This is a genomic window from Streptomyces sp. NBC_00016 (genome assembly GCF_045040885.1).
In the GTDB taxonomy this organism is placed as follows: Bacteria; Actinomycetota; Actinomycetes; order Streptomycetales; family Streptomycetaceae; genus Streptomyces; species Streptomyces coriariae.
In genome coordinates, this window is sequence record NZ_CP108304.1 from 703,028 (window position 1) to 721,908 (window position 18,881).

13 protein-coding genes and 1 pseudogene are annotated in these 18,881 nt (G+C 70.6%); 3 read left to right on the forward strand and 11 right to left on the reverse strand.

Features of this window, described 5'->3' with window-relative positions; all coding sequences use genetic code 11:
• The first annotated feature begins 238 nt into the window (after positions 1-238).
• Positions 239-3,514: a LamG-like jellyroll fold domain-containing protein gene (locus tag OG933_RS03245; protein ID WP_405625223.1), complete on the forward strand. Its 3,276-nt coding sequence runs from the start codon at positions 239-241 to the stop codon at positions 3,512-3,514.
• 413 nt (positions 3,515-3,927) lie between these two features.
• On the opposite strand, the gene OG933_RS03250 is transcribed toward OG933_RS03245, so the two are convergent.
• Entirely contained in the window at positions 3,928-4,158 is a 231-nt protein-coding gene (locus tag OG933_RS03250) for a hypothetical protein (protein ID WP_405625224.1), read from the reverse strand.
• Here OG933_RS03250 and OG933_RS03255 point away from each other — a divergent pair.
• Complete coding sequence (locus tag OG933_RS03255) at positions 4,148-4,417, forward strand: hypothetical protein (RefSeq protein ID WP_405625225.1); 270 nt, start codon at positions 4,148-4,150, stop codon at positions 4,415-4,417. The genes OG933_RS03250 and OG933_RS03255 overlap by 11 nt on opposite strands.
• Positions 4,418-4,520: 103 nt before the next feature.
• Here the strand turns inward: OG933_RS03255 and OG933_RS03260 are convergent, their stop codons facing one another.
• The 6 genes from OG933_RS03260 to OG933_RS03285 form a co-directional block, all read right to left on the reverse strand.
• Positions 4,521-6,896, reverse strand: coding sequence for an AbfB domain-containing protein (locus OG933_RS03260; protein ID WP_405625227.1), 2,376 nt, complete (start codon positions 6,894-6,896; stop codon positions 4,521-4,523).
• Positions 6,897-7,026: 130 nt separating this feature from the next.
• The gene (locus OG933_RS03265; RefSeq protein WP_405625228.1) at positions 7,027-8,061 is read right to left on the reverse strand and encodes an ABC transporter permease; all 1,035 of its coding nucleotides are present in this window, start codon (positions 8,059-8,061) and stop codon (positions 7,027-7,029) included.
• Positions 8,058-9,020, reverse strand: coding sequence for an ABC transporter permease (locus OG933_RS03270; RefSeq protein WP_362533018.1), 963 nt, complete (start codon positions 9,018-9,020; stop codon positions 8,058-8,060). Before OG933_RS03270 ends, OG933_RS03265 begins: the two co-directional genes overlap by 4 nt.
• Positions 9,013-10,572, reverse strand: a complete 1,560-nt coding sequence (locus OG933_RS03275; RefSeq protein WP_405625230.1) for a sugar ABC transporter ATP-binding protein — start codon at positions 10,570-10,572, stop codon at positions 9,013-9,015. The genes OG933_RS03270 and OG933_RS03275 overlap by 8 nt, the downstream gene beginning before the upstream one ends.
• Positions 10,573-10,702: 130 nt before the next feature.
• Positions 10,703-11,797, reverse strand: a complete 1,095-nt coding sequence (locus OG933_RS03280; protein ID WP_405625231.1) for an ABC transporter substrate-binding protein — start codon at positions 11,795-11,797, stop codon at positions 10,703-10,705.
• A 576-nt stretch (positions 11,798-12,373) separates the two neighbouring features.
• Positions 12,374-13,408, reverse strand: coding sequence for a LacI family DNA-binding transcriptional regulator (locus tag OG933_RS03285; RefSeq protein WP_405625233.1), 1,035 nt, complete (start codon positions 13,406-13,408; stop codon positions 12,374-12,376).
• 583 nt (positions 13,409-13,991) lie between these two features.
• Between OG933_RS03285 and OG933_RS03290 the strand changes: the two genes are divergently transcribed.
• The gene (locus OG933_RS03290; RefSeq protein WP_405625234.1) at positions 13,992-14,819 is read left to right on the forward strand and encodes an alpha/beta fold hydrolase; all 828 of its coding nucleotides are present in this window, start codon (positions 13,992-13,994) and stop codon (positions 14,817-14,819) included.
• Between the two features lies 1 nt (position 14,820).
• Here the strand turns inward: OG933_RS03290 and OG933_RS03295 are convergent, their stop codons facing one another.
• The 4 genes and pseudogenes from OG933_RS03295 to OG933_RS03310 all read right to left on the reverse strand — a co-directional run bounded on the left by OG933_RS03295 (position 14,821) and on the right by OG933_RS03310 (position 18,738).
• Positions 14,821-15,294: a GNAT family N-acetyltransferase gene (locus OG933_RS03295; protein WP_405625235.1), complete on the reverse strand. Its 474-nt coding sequence runs from the start codon at positions 15,292-15,294 to the stop codon at positions 14,821-14,823.
• A gap of 62 nt (positions 15,295-15,356) precedes the next feature.
• Positions 15,357-16,027: pseudogene (locus tag OG933_RS03300) on the reverse strand (hypothetical protein).
• A gap of 259 nt (positions 16,028-16,286) precedes the next feature.
• Positions 16,287-17,744: an amidase gene (locus OG933_RS03305; protein ID WP_405625237.1), complete on the reverse strand. Its 1,458-nt coding sequence runs from the start codon at positions 17,742-17,744 to the stop codon at positions 16,287-16,289.
• Between the two features lie 406 nt (positions 17,745-18,150).
• Complete coding sequence (locus OG933_RS03310) at positions 18,151-18,738, reverse strand: TetR/AcrR family transcriptional regulator (protein ID WP_362269214.1); 588 nt, start codon at positions 18,736-18,738, stop codon at positions 18,151-18,153.
• Positions 18,739-18,881: the final 143 nt, after the last annotated feature.

Genomic DNA, 18,881 nt, shown 5'->3' on the forward strand with positions numbered 1-18,881 from the left:
TGGCTTCGCACCACCTTGACCCTGGCGCGTGGGTACGGCGTCGGACAGAGCGCTGCGCGAGGTCTGGACACTCCCCTGTGAGCGTGCTGTCATACCGCTGTCACAGAATTTCCAACGTTGAAAAGGCCGCTTGACCGAGCGTCCCGACACCGGTGTGCAGTTGTCCCCCGCGGGCTCCCGGCCAGGAGCCCGCACTCCCGCCGGGCGTGGTCACGGCCTCTGTACGAGGAAGGGTTCGATGACACGACACGCCACCCGCCCCAGAGCCAGAGTGTGGGCGCTGCTCGCAGCGGCGGCCCTGATCCTGCCCCCGAGCGGGCTGCTTCCCACCGCGGCCGCCGCGGAGGCGCCGAGCAGCGCGTCGGCTCCCGCCGCCGGACAGGCCGCCGTCGAGACGCACGGCCTGAAGGGCGAGTACTTCGCCATGTCGGCGCCCGGCGCCCGGGACTTCGACCGACTCGGCGGCACCCTGCTCGACCCGCAGATCAACTTCTCCGGACTGACCGGTACCTTCGAGGAGTTGACCGGGCGGACCGAGCACACCACCGCGCGCTGGACGGGCCGTATCGAGGCACCGGCCACCGGTGACTACACCTTCTACGCCACCGGCGACAACGGCTTCCGGCTCTACGTCGACGATCGGCCCGTCATCGACCACTGGGTGGGCGACTGGGACCGGGAGCAGACCAGCGCCGCTGTCCGCCTGACCGCCGGCGAGCAGCACGACTTCCGTCTGGAACTGTTCCAGGACACCGGTGGCGCCAACATGTACCTGCGCTGGTCCACACCGACGATGTCCAAGCAGATCGTGCCGATGTCCGCGTTCACCCCACCGGCCGACTTCGAGGTGTACCCGGTCGAGATGTCGGTCGCCGAGAACGGACGGCGGCTGCGCGCCCGGTTCGAAGGCAGGGTGGGCGGTCTCCAGGGCCTCAAGGACCATCTGAAGGTCGAGGCCGACACGACCGCCATGCCGATCAGATCGGTGACGGCCGTCCCCGGCGACCCCACCTCCCTGAACCTCGACCTCACGGCGCCGATCCAGCGGAACCAACTGGTCAGGGCCTTCTACGACGGTGCGGGCGGACTGACGGCCGGCGGCGAGAGCGTGCCGAAGGTCATCCGCTACGCCGACAACGCCTCCACCCACCGGCTCACCACCGAGTGGGGCGACGACCTCGACACGAAGCACCCGCTGCCGGAGTACCCGCGCCCCCAGCAGGTGCGGTCCCAGTGGAAGAACCTCAACGGCCCCTGGCAGTTCGGCGCGGCCGAGGCCGGAGAGGAGCCGGTCTTCGGCAAGAAGCTCGACGAGACGATCATCGTGCCGTTCCCGGTCGAGTCCCAGCTGTCCGGTCTCGAGCGGCACGAGGACCACATGTTCTACCGCAGGCTCGTCGACGTTCCCAAGAGCTGGAAGGTGGGCAGGAGCGGCCGGGCCGACCGGCTGAAGCTCAACTTCGGCGCCGTCGACTACCAGGCCCGCGTCTACGTCAACGGCACGAAGGTCGCCGAACACACCGGCGGCTACAACGCCTTCAGCGCCGACATCACCGACGCGCTCAAGGGCCCCGGCCCGCAGGAGATCGTCGTCGCCGTCACCGACACCGGAGGCGCCGACCAGCCCATGGGCAAGCAGTCCACGAACCCGGGCGGCATCTTCTACACCCAGACGTCGGGCATCTGGCAGACCGTCTGGATGGAGCCCGTCGCGCCCGCCGCGATCGACGGCATCGTCACGACGCCCGACATCGACACCGGCACCCTCGCGGTGACAGTGGACTCCGAGGACGCCTCCCCCGCCGCCCGGGTCGAGGCCGTCGCCCGCGACACCCGCGGGAAGGTCGTCGGCAAGGTCACCGGACCGGCGGGCAGCGCACTGCGCCTGCCGGTGGCGAAGCAGCACCTGTGGAGCCCGGACGACCCCTACCTCTACGACCTCGACGTCACGCTCACCGACGGCAGGTCGACCGACAGGGTCGGCAGCTACTTCGGCATGCGCGAGGTCGGCATCGAGAAGGTGGGCGGCTTCGACAAGCTCGTCCTCAACGGCAAGCCGATCTTCTCCCTCGCCACCCTCGACCAGGGGTTCTGGCCCGACGGCCTCTACACCGCGCCCAGCGACGAAGCCCTGGCCTTCGACCTCGAGGCACACAAGAAGCTCGGCTTCAACGCCGTCCGCAAGCACATCAAGGTCGAGCCGCAGCGCTGGTTCTACCACGCGGACCGGCTCGGCCTGCTGGTCTGGCAGGACTTCGTCTCCGGGAACCTCACCAACGCCACCGGCCAGAAGGCGTTCGTCGACCAGGGCATGGAGATCGTGCGCCAGCACCACAACTCGCCCTCCGTCATCGGCTGGATCGTCTTCAACGAGGGCTGGGGCGAGTGGAACCGCGAGGAGACCGGCCGCATCACCGAGTCCGTCCAGGCCGCCGACCCGTCCCGCGTCGTCAACGCCCACAGCGGTGTCAACTGCTGTAATTCCAAAGGGGATTCGGGCAAGGGCAACATCATCGACCACCACGACTACAACAACACCGATCCCGCCTTCCCCGACGACGGCCGGGCGGCCATGGACGGTGAGCACGGCGGCTTCGTCCTGCGCACGCCGGGCCACATGTGGCCGGGCGCCCCGACGGTGATCTACAGCGGTGTCAACACCAAGGAGGAGCTGACCCGCAAGTACGTCGAGAACACCCGGCAGTTCTATGTCGAGCAGGCCGGCGCCGAACTGTCGGGTTCGGTGTACACGCAGATCACCGACCTGGAGAACGAGCTGAACGGCCTGTACACATACGACCGCCGCGAGACAAAGGTCGATCCCGACCAGGTGCGGAAGATCAACCGAGAGGTGATCGCCGCCGGTGCCGCCGCGGGCCGCACGGGGCCGCTGAAGGGCGGCGGGCACTGGAGCCTCGACGAGGGCACCGGCACCCTCGCCGAGGACGAGGGCCCGAACGCCAGGCCTCTCACCCTCCACGAGGGCGCCTCCTGGACGCCCGGCATCAGCGGCAGCGCCCTGGAGTTCGACGGTCAGAAGCAGTACGCCGAGACCGCGGGACCGGTGCTCGACACCAGCGGCAGCTACTCGGTGGCCGCCTGGGTCCGGCTCGACGCGATCCCCGGCAACTACGCCACCGCGGTCAGCCAGGACTCCCGCGCCACGGCCAACTCCTTCTACCTCCAGTACGGCCACGGCACCTTCGCCTTCAGCACACCCGGCGAGCACCGCGCCCAGGTGGCCGTCCCCGCGGAGACGGGCCGCTGGTACCACCTGGTCGGCGTGCGGGACGCCACGAGCAACCAGATCCGGCTGTACGTCGACGGAAAGCTCGCGGCGACGGCCACCGGCGGCACCGCCCTTCCGAGCACCGGTCCGCTGACCGTGGGGCGCGCCCACTGGGGCGGCGCGAACGTCGACTTCTGGAACGGCGCGGTCGACGAGGTCCACGCCGTCGACCGGGCGCTGACCACCGAGGAGGTGAGCACCCTCCACGCCGAGGAGAAGCCCTGAGGCACCGTGTCCGGCAGACGGTGGCGGTCTCGTCCCTCGCGGGGCGAGGCCGCGCTCCTGCTCGGTCACCGCCCCGGGTTGCCGCGACGGCGCTCGCACGCGCCGTCCACGCTTGCCCGGCGCGCTCTCGCACGCCCCACCGATATACGTAGTTCCTTCTCGCCGACCCGGCCTTTTCGACCTTTCACGATTTTCGGTGCGCTCGCGTGCTGCACCATGTGGAACATTCCAGATTTCACCCACGCGACCCCTCGCGTCCGCGGGTGAAAGCGAAATGGGGGGCGAATGTTTCAACGGAATCGGAATTTCATCCGCGGACTGGTCGCGGCGGCATCGCTGGGCCTGCTGAGCGTGTCGGTCTGCTGCCCGTCGGCCTCGGCAGCGGCATCGACCACCCAAGTGGCCTGCTCCGACTACACGAACAGCAAGGTCTGGCAGACGAGCGCGCAGTGGTCCCGGGTCTCCGAAAGGGTCTGTCTGGAATGGACGGCGGCCTCGGCGAACGGCTCCCGGCTGGTGCGCGGCCGGTGGCAATTCCGCGTCGACTGGCCGACCGACTGCTCGTTGAGTGTCGGCCTCCCGCCGGCCGGTGGAATTTCCTGCCCGGCCGGGCGCGCGGTGAAAAACCCGAGCATGACATTCAAGAACGTGATCATCGACGGCGGCTGGCGGGCGGGCTCGGGCCCGACCTCGACCGGCCGCTGCTCCAGCCAGAACTGGTACACCAGCCGCATGCAGCAGGCCACGTACGTGCGCACCTGCAACGGCCCCTGGATGCGGGGCACCCGGGGAAGCTCCTTCACCATTTCGCTGTCGGCCCAGGCAGACGTGGCCGACGACGGCGACGGCCAGAAACTGCTCGGCAACTGGATCCGCCAGTCGTGGACGTTCCCGTCACGCTGAGGCTCGGCCCGGCCTCAGGCGCACGAGAGCGGTCCCGGTGGCCGGGGGGGAAAGGTCTCCCCCCGGCCACCGGGACCGCTGCGCGTCGGCGGCTGTGCCGGGGTCACGGCACCCAGGGCGCCTCCACGGACCACGTCGTGTCCTCGGCGAACAGGGCGGGGTTGTCCCAGGTGTGCGTACCGCCCGGCGTGGCCAGCCACAACTCGGCGTTGTAGTGCCGCAGATACTGCTCCGGGAAGTGGTACGCGGACAGCCGCACGGCGCCGTTCGCGCCGCGGACGGGGCAGAAGGTGGCGTCGGCGCGGAACAGGTCCGTGCTGCCGGACTCCTTGTAGACGCGGTACTCGCGGTGACGCAGATACTGGCCGGGGTAGTTGCGCGACTCGAAGCTGTAGCAGCCGCTGTCGGCCAGGCCGGAAACGATCTTCCAGGTGGCGTCGTTCTTCAGCAACGCGTCGCTGCCGGCGGTGACGACCTCCGTGAAGCCCGCGCCGTCCCTGTGGCGCAGGTACCGGTCGGTGTAGCCGGGGGTCGTCACCCGCAGGGACCTGTACTGGCCGGCGGGCAGGGTGACCGGGGTGGTCGGGGCCTGGGACGCGTCGATGAGCGCGCGGTTGGCGGCCCTGACCCGGGCCTCGTCGACCTTGACCACCTGACGGTCGTAGGTGAGCAGTCCGTTGGCCTCGTTCTCGACGTCGGTGATCTCGGTGTAGACCGACGCCGACAGGCCGCGCGGCATGCGCACTTCGCGGATCGCGTCCAACAGACCGACGAACCGGTTGTTCAGGTGCGCGAGGTCGGGCTGGTCCTCGTAGCTGAAGCCGCCGCCGGGGTACCACTCGTGTCCGGCGGCCTTGAACCCGAGACCGCCGAACTCGCCGAGCACGGCGGCACGGGTCGCGCTGGGCACGGTGGTGCCGGGGCCGACGTAGACGTGGTGGTCCACGACGTCGCCGTTGCCGCCGTCGACCGAGCCGCAGCAGTTGACGCCGCTCATGTTGTTCACCAGGCGCGTCGGGTCGTACGCCTTGACCTTGGCGGCGATGCGGGCCTGGTCGTACTGGCCCCAGCCCTCGTTCTGGTCGACCCACATCACCAGGGACGGCGAGCTGCGGTGCTGGTCGATGACACGGTCGTACTCGGCCTCCCACTGGGCGCGCGCCGCGGTGTCGGGGGTGCGCAGGTCCATGGCCGGCATGTCCTGCCAGACCAGCAGGCCGAGCCGGTCGGCCCAGTGGAACCAGCGCTGCGGTTCGACCTTGATGTGCTTGCGGACCATGTTGAAGCCCAGGTCCTTGTGCTTCTGGAGGTCGTACCTCAGGGCCGCGTCGGTGGGCGCGGTGTAGATGCCGTCCGGCCAGTAGCCCTGGTCCAGGGTGCCGGTCTGGAAGACGAACTTCCCGTTCAGGACAGGGCGTTGCATGCCGCCCACAGTGGCCAGGCCGATGGTGCGCATGCCGGTGTAGCTGCCGACGGAGTCGACGGTCGTGGTGCCGGAGAGCAGGTCGGCCCTCACGTCGTAGAGGAACGGGTCGTCAGGGCTCCACAGGTGCGGGTTCGGGACGGGCACGGTGAACTCGGTACCGACGGCGCCGGTGGCCGTGCCCACGGTCGTACCGCCGGTGGAGACCGTGACGCGGGCCTGGTGGCCGCTGGTACCGGTGCCCCGGACGGTCACCTTGAGGCGGCTGTTCGCCGGGTCCGGGACCAGGTCGAGGCGGCCGACGTACGCGGGCGCGGTCGGCTCCAGCCACACCGTCTGCCAGAGACCGGACGCGGCGGTGTAGAAGATGCCGCCCCCGGCGTGCGGGGCGACGTCGTTGATGCGCTGCTTGCCGACCGCCTGGGAGCCGGTCTGGGTGGGGTCCCAGACGGAGACGACGACGGTGTTGGTGCCGCCGTTCAGCAGGTCGGTGACGTCGTAGGAGAAGGCGTCGTAGCCGCCGCTGTGGGCGGCCCCGGCCTGGCGGCCGTTGACCCGGACGGTGGTGCGCCAGTCACCGGCGCCGAAGTTGAGCTGGACGCGTCGGCCGTTCCAGTTCGTCGGGACGGTGAAGCTGCGCTTGTACCAGAGCTTGTCGTTCTGGGTGATCTTGCGCTGGATGCCGGAGAGCGCGGACTCGGCGACGAACGGGACCCGGATCTGTTCGGTGAACGAGGCGGGCTGGCCGGCGTCCGCCGAGGTGACCGCGAAGTCCCAGATGCCGTTGAGGTTGGCCCAGTCCGGGCGGGTCAGCTGCGGGCGTGGATATTCGGGGAGGGGGGTGTCGGTGGGGACCTGGTTCGTCCACGGGGTGGTCATCGGCGACGGCTTGGGCGTCCACGCCTGTGCGGCGGCGGCCGCGGGGGCGGTGGCGGTGGCGGTGGCGGTCAGTGCCGTGGCACCGACCAGGGTGAGCGCGGCGAGCGCGGCGGTGGCCCACCGCGCTCGTCGTCCCGTCCAGGCCAGCAGCCTTCGGCCTGCGGGTACTCGACGCATCGTGCCTCCTTGACTCGTGGGGTGGGGAGACGTGCGCGTGCAGAGGGCGGCCGGGGGAGGTCCGGCCGCCCGGCACCGGACTCGGTGGCGGGCCGGGGTCCGCCGCCGTCCGGGGCCGGTCCGGGGCCTGTCACATGAGTTGTCGACGGCGGCCCAGCCAGGTCTGGGCGACGACGACCACCGCCAGGAAGGCGCCGCTGACGACCTGCTGGTAGGAGGAGTCGAGCGAGCCGATCTGGTTGATGACGTTCTGGATCACCTTCAGCAGCAGCACCCCGACCAGCGAGCCGCTGACGTAGCCGAGCCCACCGGTCAGCAGGGTGCCGCCGATGACGACGGCGGAGATGGCCTCCAGTTCCATGCCGCTGCCCAGGATCGTCACGCCGGAGGCGAGCCAGGCAGCGTTGAGGGCGCCCGCCAGTCCGGCGAGCAGTCCCGACAGGGCGTAGACGAGGATCTTGGTGCGGGCCACCGGGGCACCCATCAGGGCGGCGGCGTCCTCGTTGCCGCCGACCGCGTAGACGTGCTGCCCGAACCGGGTCCGGCGCAGGACGACGGCTCCGGCGACGAACAGGGCCAGCGTGATCCACACCGGGTTGGCGAGGCCGAGGGTGCTGCCCTGGCCGAGCTCGGCGAGAAGGGAGCCCTTGCCGATGAGATAGGTGTCGGCGCCCTCGTCGGTGAGCGCCAGCATCAGTCCGCGCGCGCCGAGCATGGCCGCGAGCGTGACGATGAAGGGCGCGAGGCGGGAGCGGGCGACCAGCAGGCCGTTGACGACGCCGATCAGCCCGCAGACGGCGAGCGGCAGCAGCAGGGCCACCAGGGTGCCGTGGCGCGACCCCCAGGCCGCCAGCACGCCGCCGAGGGCGAACAGGGAGCCGACGGACAGGTCGATCCCGCCGGTGATGATGACGAAGGTCATGCCGAGCGCGACGATCGCCAGGAAGGCCGAACTGGTGGCCATGTTGCTGATGTTGTCGCCGGTGGCGAAGGAGTCGAAGGAGAACGACGCCACCAGGGACACGATCAGCAGGACGGCCAGCGCGCCGTGCTGCTGGACCAGGGCGCTCAGCCGTTCGGAGCGTGCGGAGCCCACCGGGTGGGCGTCCTGCGGCGGTTCGACACCGGCGGTGGTCACGGGTACGTCCGTGTTCGTGGTGGTCAACGCTTCCCCCGTCCCCGCGCCGCGTAGACCGCGGCGACGATCACGATGGCCTGGGCGATCTGGGTCCAGGAGGGCGGCAGATCGTGCTTGATGAGGGTGGCGGTGAGGAGCTGGATGAGGACGGCTCCCGCCACGGTGCCGCCGATGTTGACCCGGCCGCCGGTCAGCGGGGTCCCGCCGACGACGACCGCCGTGATCGCGGACAGCTCCATCAGATTGCCCAGCGAGGTGGGGTCGCTGGCCTGGAGGCGGGCGGTGGCCAGCACGCCCGCGACCGCCGCGAGGAGCGCGCAGACGACGTACACGATGATCAGCACGCGTCGCACGGGCAGGCCGGCGAGCTGGGCGGCGGGCCGGCTGTCGCCGATGGCGAGGAGCTGCCGTCCGAAGGTGGTGCGGCGCACGACGAAGGCCACCAGCAGCGCCAGGGCCGCGGCGATGAGGATCAGGTACGGGATGCCGAGGACGTCGCCGGAGCCCAGGGAGGCCAGCGAGGGGTTGCGCAGGTCCTTGAGCTGCGGCAGCAGCACCAGGGCGAGTCCGCGACCGCCGACCATGAGCGCCAGCGTGGCGACGATCGGCTGCACTCCGACGAACGCGACGAGCGCGCCGTTGGCCAGCCCGACCCCCGCGGCGAACAGCGCGACCACCAGCAGCGAGGGCAGCAGCCCGTAGCCGAGGTAGAGGGCGGTCACGGAGGCCGCCAGTGCCATCACGGCGCCCACCGACAGGTCGACGCCCTCGGTGCCGATGACCAGGGCCATGCCGAGGGCGACGATGATGACGGGGGCGACCTGGACGGCCTGGGTGCGGAAGTTCTCCGTGGTCAGGAAGTGCGGGGTGATGACGGTGTTGACGACGAGCAGCGCCGCCACACCGGCGTAGACGCCGTAGACCTGGAGCCACTGCACGAGGCGGGTCCTGTCCAGCGGGGCGGTGCGCAGGGCGGCTTCAGCCATCGACGGCCGCCTCCTTGCCCGCGTCCCGCGCGGGGTCGTTCCCGGCGATGGTCCGCATGAGCTTGTCCTCCGTGACGTCGTCGCCGGTCAGCTCGCCGACGACGGCGCCGTCCTTCAGTACGACCACGCGGTCGGACCCTTCGATGAGTTCCTCCAGGTCGGAGGAGATGAGCAGGACACCCAGGCCGTCGGCGGCCAGTTCGTCGACCAGTTTCTGCACCTCGGCCTTGGCGCCGACGTCGATGCCCCGGGTGGGCTCGTCGAGCAGCAGCACCTTGGGGTTCATCGCGAGCCACCGGGCGAGCAGCACCTTCTGCTGGTTGCCGCCGGACAGTTCGCCCACCTTCTGGTGCGGTGAGGAGGCCTTGATGCGCAGCCGTTCGATGAAGGTGTCGACGACGCTGTCGACACGGGCCTCGGAGACCAGACCGAAGCGGGAGAGCCGGGGCAGCGCGGCCAGCGCGATGTTCTCCCGCACCGAGAGGCCGGGGACGATGCCCTCGCTCTTGCGGTCCTCGGGCAGCAGGCTGATCCCGGCGCGGATCGCCGCCGGGGTCGAGCCGGCGCGCAGCGGCACGCCGGCCACCGTGACGCCGCCCGTGCGGGCGGGCAGGGCGCCGGCGATGGTCTTCGCGGTCTCGGTGCGTCCGGAGCCGAGCAGTCCGCCGAGGCCGACGACCTCGCCGGGACGGATGCTGAGGGAGACGCCGTGCAGCTTGTGCGGCACCGTCAGGTCCGAGGCGGTGAGCACCGGTTCGGCGTCGGCGGTGCCGTGCTCGCCGGTGAACTTGGTGAGGCCCTCCTCGCGGACCTGTCCCAGGTCCCGGCCGAGCATCGTCGACACCAGGGCGAGACGGTCGAGGTCGGCGAGCCGGCCGCGGTGCACCCGCCGGCCGTCGCGCAGCACGGTGACGGTGCTGCACACGGCGTACAGCTCGTCCAGGCGGTGGCTGACGTAGACGACCGCGATGCCCGCGTCCCGCAGGCCCCGGATCACCGAGAACAGGGTCTCGACCTCGCGCGGTTCGAGGGAGGACGTCGGCTCGTCCATGACGACGACGCGCGCCTCGGTGGCGACCGCCCGGGCCAGGGCGACCATCTGCTGGGCGCCGACCCCGAGGGTGCGCAGCGGCCTGCGGACGTCCACCCGCACCCCGTAGGTGCTCAGGGTCTGCTCGGCCTCGCGGTTCATGCGGCCCATGTCCAGCACGCCGAACCGGTTGCGCGGCTCGCGGCCGAGGAACAGGTTGCGGGCCACGCTGAGCAGCGGGATCAGGTTGACCTCTTGGTAGATGGTCGAGATCCCGGCCTTCTGGGCCTCCAGCGGTGTGGCGAAGGAGACCTTGCGGCCCTGGAAGACGATCTCGCCCGCGTCGGGCCGGTACACGCCGGTGAGGAGCTTGATGAGGGTCGACTTGCCGGCGCCGTTCTCGCCGATCAGGGCGTGGACCTCACCGGCGTGCAGGGTCAGGTCCACGTCGTCCAGGGCCCGGACGCCGGGGAAGGTCTTGCTCAGTCCGCGAACGGCGAGCACTTCGGCGGGGGGTGCCACCTGTGCCTCCAGGATGCGATGCGGTGCGGGTGGAGCGATGCGGTGCGGTGCGATGCTGTGCCGCGCAAGAAGCGAAGGAGAGCGGGAGGGGCCCGCGCGCGGTGGGCGGGGGCGGGCCCCTGACGAGCGATCAGTAGGCCTTGCCGATACCCGACTTGGCGTTGTCCGGGGTGTAGGCGCCGTCCTCGATCACGATGTCCTGCGCGACGCTCTCACCCTTGGTGAAGGTGTCCAGCGTCTGGAAGGCCAGCGGTCCGAAGCGCGGGTTGGACTCGACGACACCGCTGATCCAGCCGTCCACGATGCCCTGGACGGCGTTGCGGGTGCCGTCCACGGTGACGATCTCGACGTCGCCCGCCTTCTTGCCGGCACCCTTGAGCGCGGCCACCGCGCCCAGACCCATCTCGTCGTTCTCGGCGTAGATCCCCTTGATGCCGGGCTTCGACTGGATGAGTTGCTCGGTGACCTGCTGTCCCTTCTCGCGGGCGAAGTCGCCGGTCTGCTCGAAGACCACCTTCAGGTCCGGCGCCTTCTCGGCGATCCGGTCCTTGAAGCCCTTGGTGCGCTCGGTGGTGACGTTGTTGCCCGCCGAGCCGAGGAGGATCGCGACCTCGCCCTTGCCGCCGGTCGCCTCGATCATCTGGTCGGCGGCGCGCCGGCCCTGCTCGACGAAGTCGGAGGCGATGAACGAGACGTAGTCCTTGCAGGCCGTGGCGTTGATCTTGCGGTCGATCGTGACGATGGGGACCTTCTTGGCCGCGGCGGCCTGGAGCACCGGGTCCCAGCCGTCGGAGTTGAGCGGGGCGATGACCAGCAGGTCGGCGCCCTTCGCCAACAGGTCCTGGACGTCGCTGATCTGCTTGGAGAACTGCGACTGGGCGTTGGCCGTCAGCAGCTTGACGCCCCGTTTCTTCGCCTCGTCCTTGATGGACCCCGTCTCGGCGATGCGGAACGGGTTGGCCTCCTTCTCCGACTGGGAGAAGCCGACGGTGGCGTTCTTGAGGTCGAGCTTCGCACCGCCGTACGCGTCGACGGTGCAGGTCTTGCCGCCCGGCGCGGGCGAGGCGACCTTCTGTGCGGCGTCTGCGGCGGCCGAGGACTTGGTGTCGCTCGACGTGTCGTCCTCCGACTTCGCGCAGGAGGTGGCGGTCAACGCCACCGCCGCGGCCAGGGAGACGACCACGGGACGGGCGAGAAGACGACGACGGTGAGTGGTGCGCTGCATGGTGACCCCGATCCGGGCGACGCGGAAGGAACACTGGGGAGGTGGTGAACGAGCAGAGGTCGAACAAGGTCGAGCAAGGTCGTGCCGTAGCCGAGCAGTAGCCGTGCCGAGAAAAGTGCTTCTCCCCTGGCGGGAAAGGTCGTTCGACCCGCCGCACAGAGGTTTTTACATCGTTGGAAGAGTGCTGTAAACCCCCTGTGCACGCACTGTGCGGGGCTCGCCGCGAGCGAGTCGGCCGACACCACCCGCCTCTGCGCTCTCATCTGCGACGGAGGGGGGCGCGTCAGGGCCGGGGAATTCAGGTGCCTCCGCGGCCCGTTCAGCGACCGGCCCGCTCGGCGCGGACGCGCCGCCCGGGACCGCATCGCTCACGACCGCACCTGCAAAGAGCAATGCCCGTTCAGCACAGTGGGGTTGGCGACGGCACCCGACTGCGGACGTCAGGAGATGCGTGACGGACAGGTCAACATGTCCGGCTCGGCGCACACTTGACCGCAGCAGCGGGACGGCCGGCGCGTCACGCAGCCCTGCGAGGGTTCGGGCGCAGGGTGATGCGCACGCGCACCGCCCCGGGAGTCACCTGCGTCCGCCGCCGTTCGCCGCCGCCCGGCCCAGGGTGCTCTCGCGCTCCACGAGGCGATGGTCCGCCCGGACACGGCGCGGCTCGGGCATCTCGTTGCCGCCGAGCCGTGCAAGGACCGACTCGACCGCCAGGCGACCGATGGCCTCCTTGTCCGGCGACACGGAGGTCAGGGTCACCGCGCCGAAGCGGCCCTCGACCACGTCGTCGAAGCCGACGACGGCGATGTCCTCGGGGACGCGCAGTCCCCGTTCGTGCAGGACACGCATCGCGCCGATGGCCATCGGATCGTTGTAGGCGAAAACCGCGTCGGGGCGCCGTCCGGATTCCAGGATGCGGTTCATGGCGGCCGCTCCGTCCGCGTGGCCCCACCCGTCGGTGGCGGCGACGAGCCCGTCGTCGGCCGGGAGGCCGGCCGCGGTCAGTTCCTCGCGCCAGCCGCGCACACGCAGTTGCGCCGGCTCGCTGCGACCGCGCCGGGCGCCGATGAAGGCCACCTCCCGCCGACCGAGCCCGTTCAGATGCCGGACGGCGGCACGGGCGGCGGCGACGTTGTCGATGGCGATGTGGTCGTACGGCAGGTCGTAGTCGCGTTCGCCGAGCAGCACCAGCGGTACGTTCTCCGCCCGGTCGAGCAGGTCCTCGGTCTCCAGCTCGATCGGACTGAGGATGAGGCCGTCGATGACCCGCGCCCGGAAACCCTGGCTGACCAGGATCTCCTGCTCGCGGTGCCCTCCGGTGTGGTCGAGCAGCACGATGTACTCGTGCGCGGCGGCGGCGTCGATGACGGCGGCCGCCAGCTCTGCGAAATAGGGGTTGCCGAGTTCGGGCAGGGCGAGCGCGATGATGCCCGTACGCCCTTTGCGCAGGTGCCGGGCGGCCAGGTTGGGCCGGTAGCCGAGCACGTCGATGGACCGCTGGACGCGCTCGCGCATGGCGGGCGTGACGTGCTGGTAGTTGTTCACCACGTTGGAGACGGTCTTGATGGAGACCCCCGCGTGCGCGGCGACGTCCTTGAGGCTGACCCGCACGGCATTCCCTTTCGCAGCGTCCCGACGAGATGATGGCCGGTGCGGCTACGGGGTCGTCACCGTGGGCGAGCGCCGAGCCCCCATACTGGACTTTTACAACGTTATACAGGCGTCCTCGCCACACTGACAAGGCGGGTGACGGACGGCCGTCGCACGGTGTGCGAGCGCCCGTCCGGCGGGCCGGTCCGCACATTCCGGGGGCGGTGACGCAACCGGAGGAAGTGCCGTCCGCGAACGGGCCGGGAGAAGTGTCGTCCGTGACCGGGTCACCGGTCTACGGCCGAGACGGTCACGGGCGCCGCCGAAGGCTGCCGCTCAGCCCGCCGGCGTCCGCGGGCCGTTGCCGTGATCCCGTCGACGTCCGCGGCTGTTGCCGTGCTCCGGCCGCACGGCCGACGCGCCGCGCACCGGCCCCTCGACTAGAGTTTCCCCTGAGACGTGCTCCCACGGTCGCCCTTCGCCGCTGACCTGGCCCGTCCACCGCGTGCGTTCCCCTGCTGGCCGCGGCACGTTTTCGACCACCCCATTCGAGCATCGAACCCGCCCACTGCGGAGTTCCGGAACGGCACGAGAGGGAAAAGTCATGCCCTTTGCTTCCGCCAAGGACGGCACCAGTATCTTCTTCAAGGACTGGGGCTCGGGACAACCGGTCGTGTTCTCCCACGGCTGGCCACTCACCGCCGACGCCTGGGATCCGCAACTGAAGCTGATGGCGGACAACGGATTCCGGGCCATCGCCCACGACCGGAGAGGCGGCGGCCGCTCAGGACAGAGCTGGGACGGCAACAACCTCGACACCTACGCCGACGATCTCGCCGCGGTCATCGAAGAACTCGACCTGCACGACGTCATTCTCGTCGGTCACTCCACCGGCGGTGGTGAAGTGACCCGCTACATCGGGCGACACGGTTCGAGCCGGGTCGCCAAGGCCGTCCTGGTCGGCGCCATCCCTCCTCTGATGCTGAAGACGGACGCGAATCCGGAGGGGCTGCCGATCGAGGCCTTCGACGAGATCCGTGCGGGCGTGGCAACGGACCGCTCCCAGTTCTACAAGGACCTCAGCGCGCCCTTCTACGGCGCCAACCGCGACGATTCGACCGTCACCCAGGGAACGCGCGACGAGTTCTGGCTGTGGGGAATGACGGTGGGCATCAAGGGCGCGTACGACTGCATCAAGGCGTTCTCCGAGACGGACCTCACCGAGGACCTCAAGAAGATCGACGTCCCGACACTGATCGTGCACGGGGACGACGACCAGATCGTTCCCATCGTCGCTTCGGGCGACAAGAGCTCGAAGCTGGTCAAGGACGCGGTGTACAAGGTGTATTCCGGCGCGCCCCACGGATTGGCCATGGTGCCGAAGTACGCCGAGAAGTTCGACAAGGACCTCCTCGAATTCGCACGCGCCTGAGTTACGGAACCAGGGCGGGCACGGCCAGATCACGGTCGAAGACGGCCATGGCCAGGCCCGGACCGTTGTAGTCGTCGACGATCTTCACCTCGAAGCCGAGACTGCGGTGGAACGCGATCGAGCCGGTGTTCGCGACCGACGTGATCGCCTTCAACCGCCGGGCGCCATGACGGTGCGCCGCTTCGGCGAACGCCGCGTACAGACGGCGCCCGAGACCCGTGCCACGGGCGTCGTCCCGCGTGGCGATCAGATGCACGTACCCGGTGCCTTCCGGCGTCACGAACCCGAAGACGTACCCCCGGATTCCGTCCTCGGCCCGGGCGACCAGACAGGTGGAACCGAACTCCTGCACCAGTGCCAGGAGGTGCAGCGATCGAAGGTCGCGTTCGCCCCAGTAACGGGCGTGATCGGTCAGGACCTGGTGAAAGTCGGCCACGCCGGCCGATGCGATCTGTATGCCCATGGTGACGATCATGGCAGGCGTCTCGGTCGTCGCAGGCGAAGGTCCGCCCGGAGCACGTGAGTCGGGCTGCCTGCTCAACGTCCCGGCCGCTGGAAGTGGGCGTAGGGCGGGTACGGCTTGAAGCAGACCAACACCTCCACGGGGTGCCCGCCGCCGGGTTCCTGGACCAGTGTCGGGAGGGCCGTCATCAGGGCCGCGTGGCCTTGGGTGACGCCCTTCTGGCGCGGACCCCAACCCGCAGCGTGGGCAAGGGAGGTGGCGGTCTCGGCGAACACCTCGCGGTTGCCGAACAGGAAGAACGTGCGGGCGTGGGTGGCGTGCCGCAGCTCGTCCCGGAAGTTGGCCCGGGTCCCGCGCTCACGCCATCCGGCGGCGTCCCTGGCCGTGCGTTCCTCGACGGTGCCGACGGTCAGCGGAGTGCCGTCACCAGCTTGCGGCGCAGCTCGGGCCACTTGCTGGGACGCAGACCGAGCGTGTCGTGGACCAGGACGAGATCGACCGGCGTGCCGAAGCCCTCGTCGGGCCGCAGGCTGTCGCGCAGCGGCACATGGACGATCGTGTGCCGGGAGTACGCGGCGAAGGAGAACAGACCCGCGAGCCGGTTCAGCCCGTCATGGTCGCCCAGCAACAGGCCGATGGGCTCGGGGGCACTGAGCGACGTGTGGCGAAGGGGCTTCCTCGGCTGGACGACCCGGTGCTCGTGCGGCCCGGTCCGGGGCCTGAACTGTTGCAGCCTCAGCCGCATACGGAGTACCTCATCGCCTCAGGATCGCGGGCGGTACGGCTTCCCGGCAACGGAGATTCCGCCCCGGCAGGATCAGCGGGCGCCGCGCCCCTCGCGCCCCTCGCTCCGGTCGCGGCGGGCAGGTCGCGGCGTGCGGGTCGAGCGGGTCGGTGGCGGGCCGGGGTGTCGTCCCGCCTCCGCGGCCGGTCCCGGAGTCCCCGAAGGCCGGCCGGCCCCCGGGGGTCGGTCCCGGAGCCGGGGAATCAACATGTCCCAGCGGTCAGTCCCAGAGCCGTGGCACCTCGGACCGGTCCTCGACGGCCTGTGCGGCGTCGAGGACGAGGTCCTCCTCGAAGCGGCCGCCGATCAGCTGCACACTGAACGGCAGGCCGTTCTCGACGCGGACCGGCACGGTGACGGCGGGGAAGCCGAGGACGGGCACGGCGGTCATCGGCCACATGGCGGGGAACAGCTGCAGCGCACGGTCCCGGTCCGTGATGTCGGCGTCCTGCTCGAAGGGAGGTTCGGCGCACACCGGGGTGAGCAGGATCCGGTCGCCGCCCAGGAGTTCCTGGAGCCGGGTGACGAGCGTCGCCCGCCGCGCCCATCCGTTGATGTAGGTCTCCAGATCAGGCCGCTCGCCCCACAGTTCGGCGGCGGCCGCGAAGTGGCCTTCCAATGCGGTGCGGATGTCGTCCCCGCCGAGCTGGTGCACCACGGGCAGCATCGGACGGATGTCCTCGGTGATCAGCAGCGCCCACAGCCGGGCGGCCTCGGCCAGCAGGGGCAGTTCGGCCACCTCCTCGACCGCGTGGCCGGCGTCGGCGAGGTGCGCCGCCGCCCGGTCGAGCGCGCGGTCGACGGCCGAATGGTTCTTGACCGTGCCGTTGCCGCGAACGAGCAGTACCCGTGCGGGACCTGCGGGGCGGGGCCGCAGGGGAACGGCGGGGACGCCGGCGGAGTCGCGCAGGTCCGGTGTGGTCATGGCGTGCAGGGCGAGCCGCGCGTCCGCCACGGTGCGGGCCAGCGGGCCCTGCACCGCGCAGGAGTGCACGGTGGGCGGGAAGTCGAGCTGGACCGGCCCCGCGGGGGTGTCGGCGTAGGCGGGCGGGGCCCAGTCGGAGATCCGGCCGACGGTGGGGCGCACCCCGACGACGCCGCAGCAGGCGGCCGGGAAGCGGATGGAACCGCCGATGTCGTTGCCCTGGGCCAGCGGCGTCATCCCGGCGGCCAGGCTCGCGGCGGCTCCGCCACTGGACCCGCCGGGGGTGCGTTCGGCGTCCCAGGGATTGAGCGTGCGCCCGTGCAGTTCGTTGGTGGAGAACCAGCGGAAGGAGAAGGCGGGTGAGTTGCTTCTGCCGAGCGGTACGGCGCCTGCGGTGCGCAGGGCGGTGACGCAGGCGGCGTCGCCCTCGGCGGGGCGGTGGGCGAGGGCGGGGATCCCGTTGCTGGTGGCGTACCCTCGCTGCTCGGTGTTGATCTTGATGGAGACGGGCACGCCGTGCAGGGGCCCCAGTTCGGCGCCCGAGAGGGTCCGTTCGTCCGCCCGGCGGGCCTCCTCCAGTGCTTCCTCGGGCCGCAGGTCGACCAGTGCGTTCAGTCGGGGGTTGGTCTCCTCGACGCGTTCCAGGCAGGAGCGCACCAGTTCGGTGGAGGAGATCTCACGGGCCCGGACGGCGGCGGCGAGTTCGGTCGCGGAAAGCTGCCACGGCTGGGTCGGGCGGGGAGAAGTCGCCATCGGATACCTCTTCGCTTGCGGGGGCCCGGCCCGGCGGCGGCACGGGCGGGCGTCGGTGGGTGAGGCCGGGGAGGAGACGGAGGAGACGGAGGAGAAACGGTCGGAGCGGCGGGGAAGGACGGAAGGAACGGCACCCGGGCGGGTTCGCGCGGCAGGCCGGTCGCAGCCGGGACGGGACGCAAGCACGGCAGCTCCCGCCCCCTCGGGGGACGGAGACGCCGGTCGCGCGACCACCGTCCACCGTCGCACCGGACGGAGCGGAATGCGCCGACCCTGACCGGACACGGGGGGACACGGCGGGACCCGGCAGAGAGACAGTGGCGACGCCGTCCGTCATAAAACAGCGTTTTATTTCGCGGTCAGCCTGCGCCCGGGCACCCTCGGGTGTCAAGCCCCGTCGGCGGCGTCAGTCCGCGGGAGACGCGCCACGCAGCAGGGCGGCCACCGCGAGCAGGGTGCGCGCGGCACGCTCCTCGGGCCAGCCCTCCGGATCCTCCAGCGTGGTGAGCCAGTACCCCCGGGTGAGCAGATGGAGGACGTCGCCGGCCAGTGCGGGGTCGGGCAGTCCGGCCTCGGCGGCCAGGGCGCTCAGCTCGTCGCGGTTACGCCGGGAGGTGGTGCGCCGGACGCCCTCGACCGCCGGGCCGGCATCGGGCCCCTCGCTCGCGATCTCCATCAGGAGCCGGCGCAGGATCTCGTCGTCGGGCTCCGTGGTGCACATCCACTTCAGCGCGGCCTCCAGGCGGGCCTCGCCGGTCAGACCGACCAACGCGCCGTCCATCTGGGCGCCCCACTCCCGCTCCGCCCACCGCATGGCATTGATCATGAGAGCGGACCGGCTGGCCACATAGTTGGTCACCATGGCCGTCGAGCCGCCCAGTCGGGCGGCGACGGCCCGGATGGTGACGGAACGGACGCCCCGTTCCCGGGCCACATGGAGGGTGGCGGCGGCGATCTCGTCGAGCCGTCGCGCCTCGTCTACCTCGATCGGCATGTCGCAGACCTTAACGCAGAGGGTTGACCCCGTTTACAAGGAGCTGCAATGTTGTCATACAACGCCGTTACACAACGACGTTTTATCTCGGATTCCCGATCCCGTTCCCGTTCCCGTTCCAGCCCGGTTTCTGAGCCCGAACC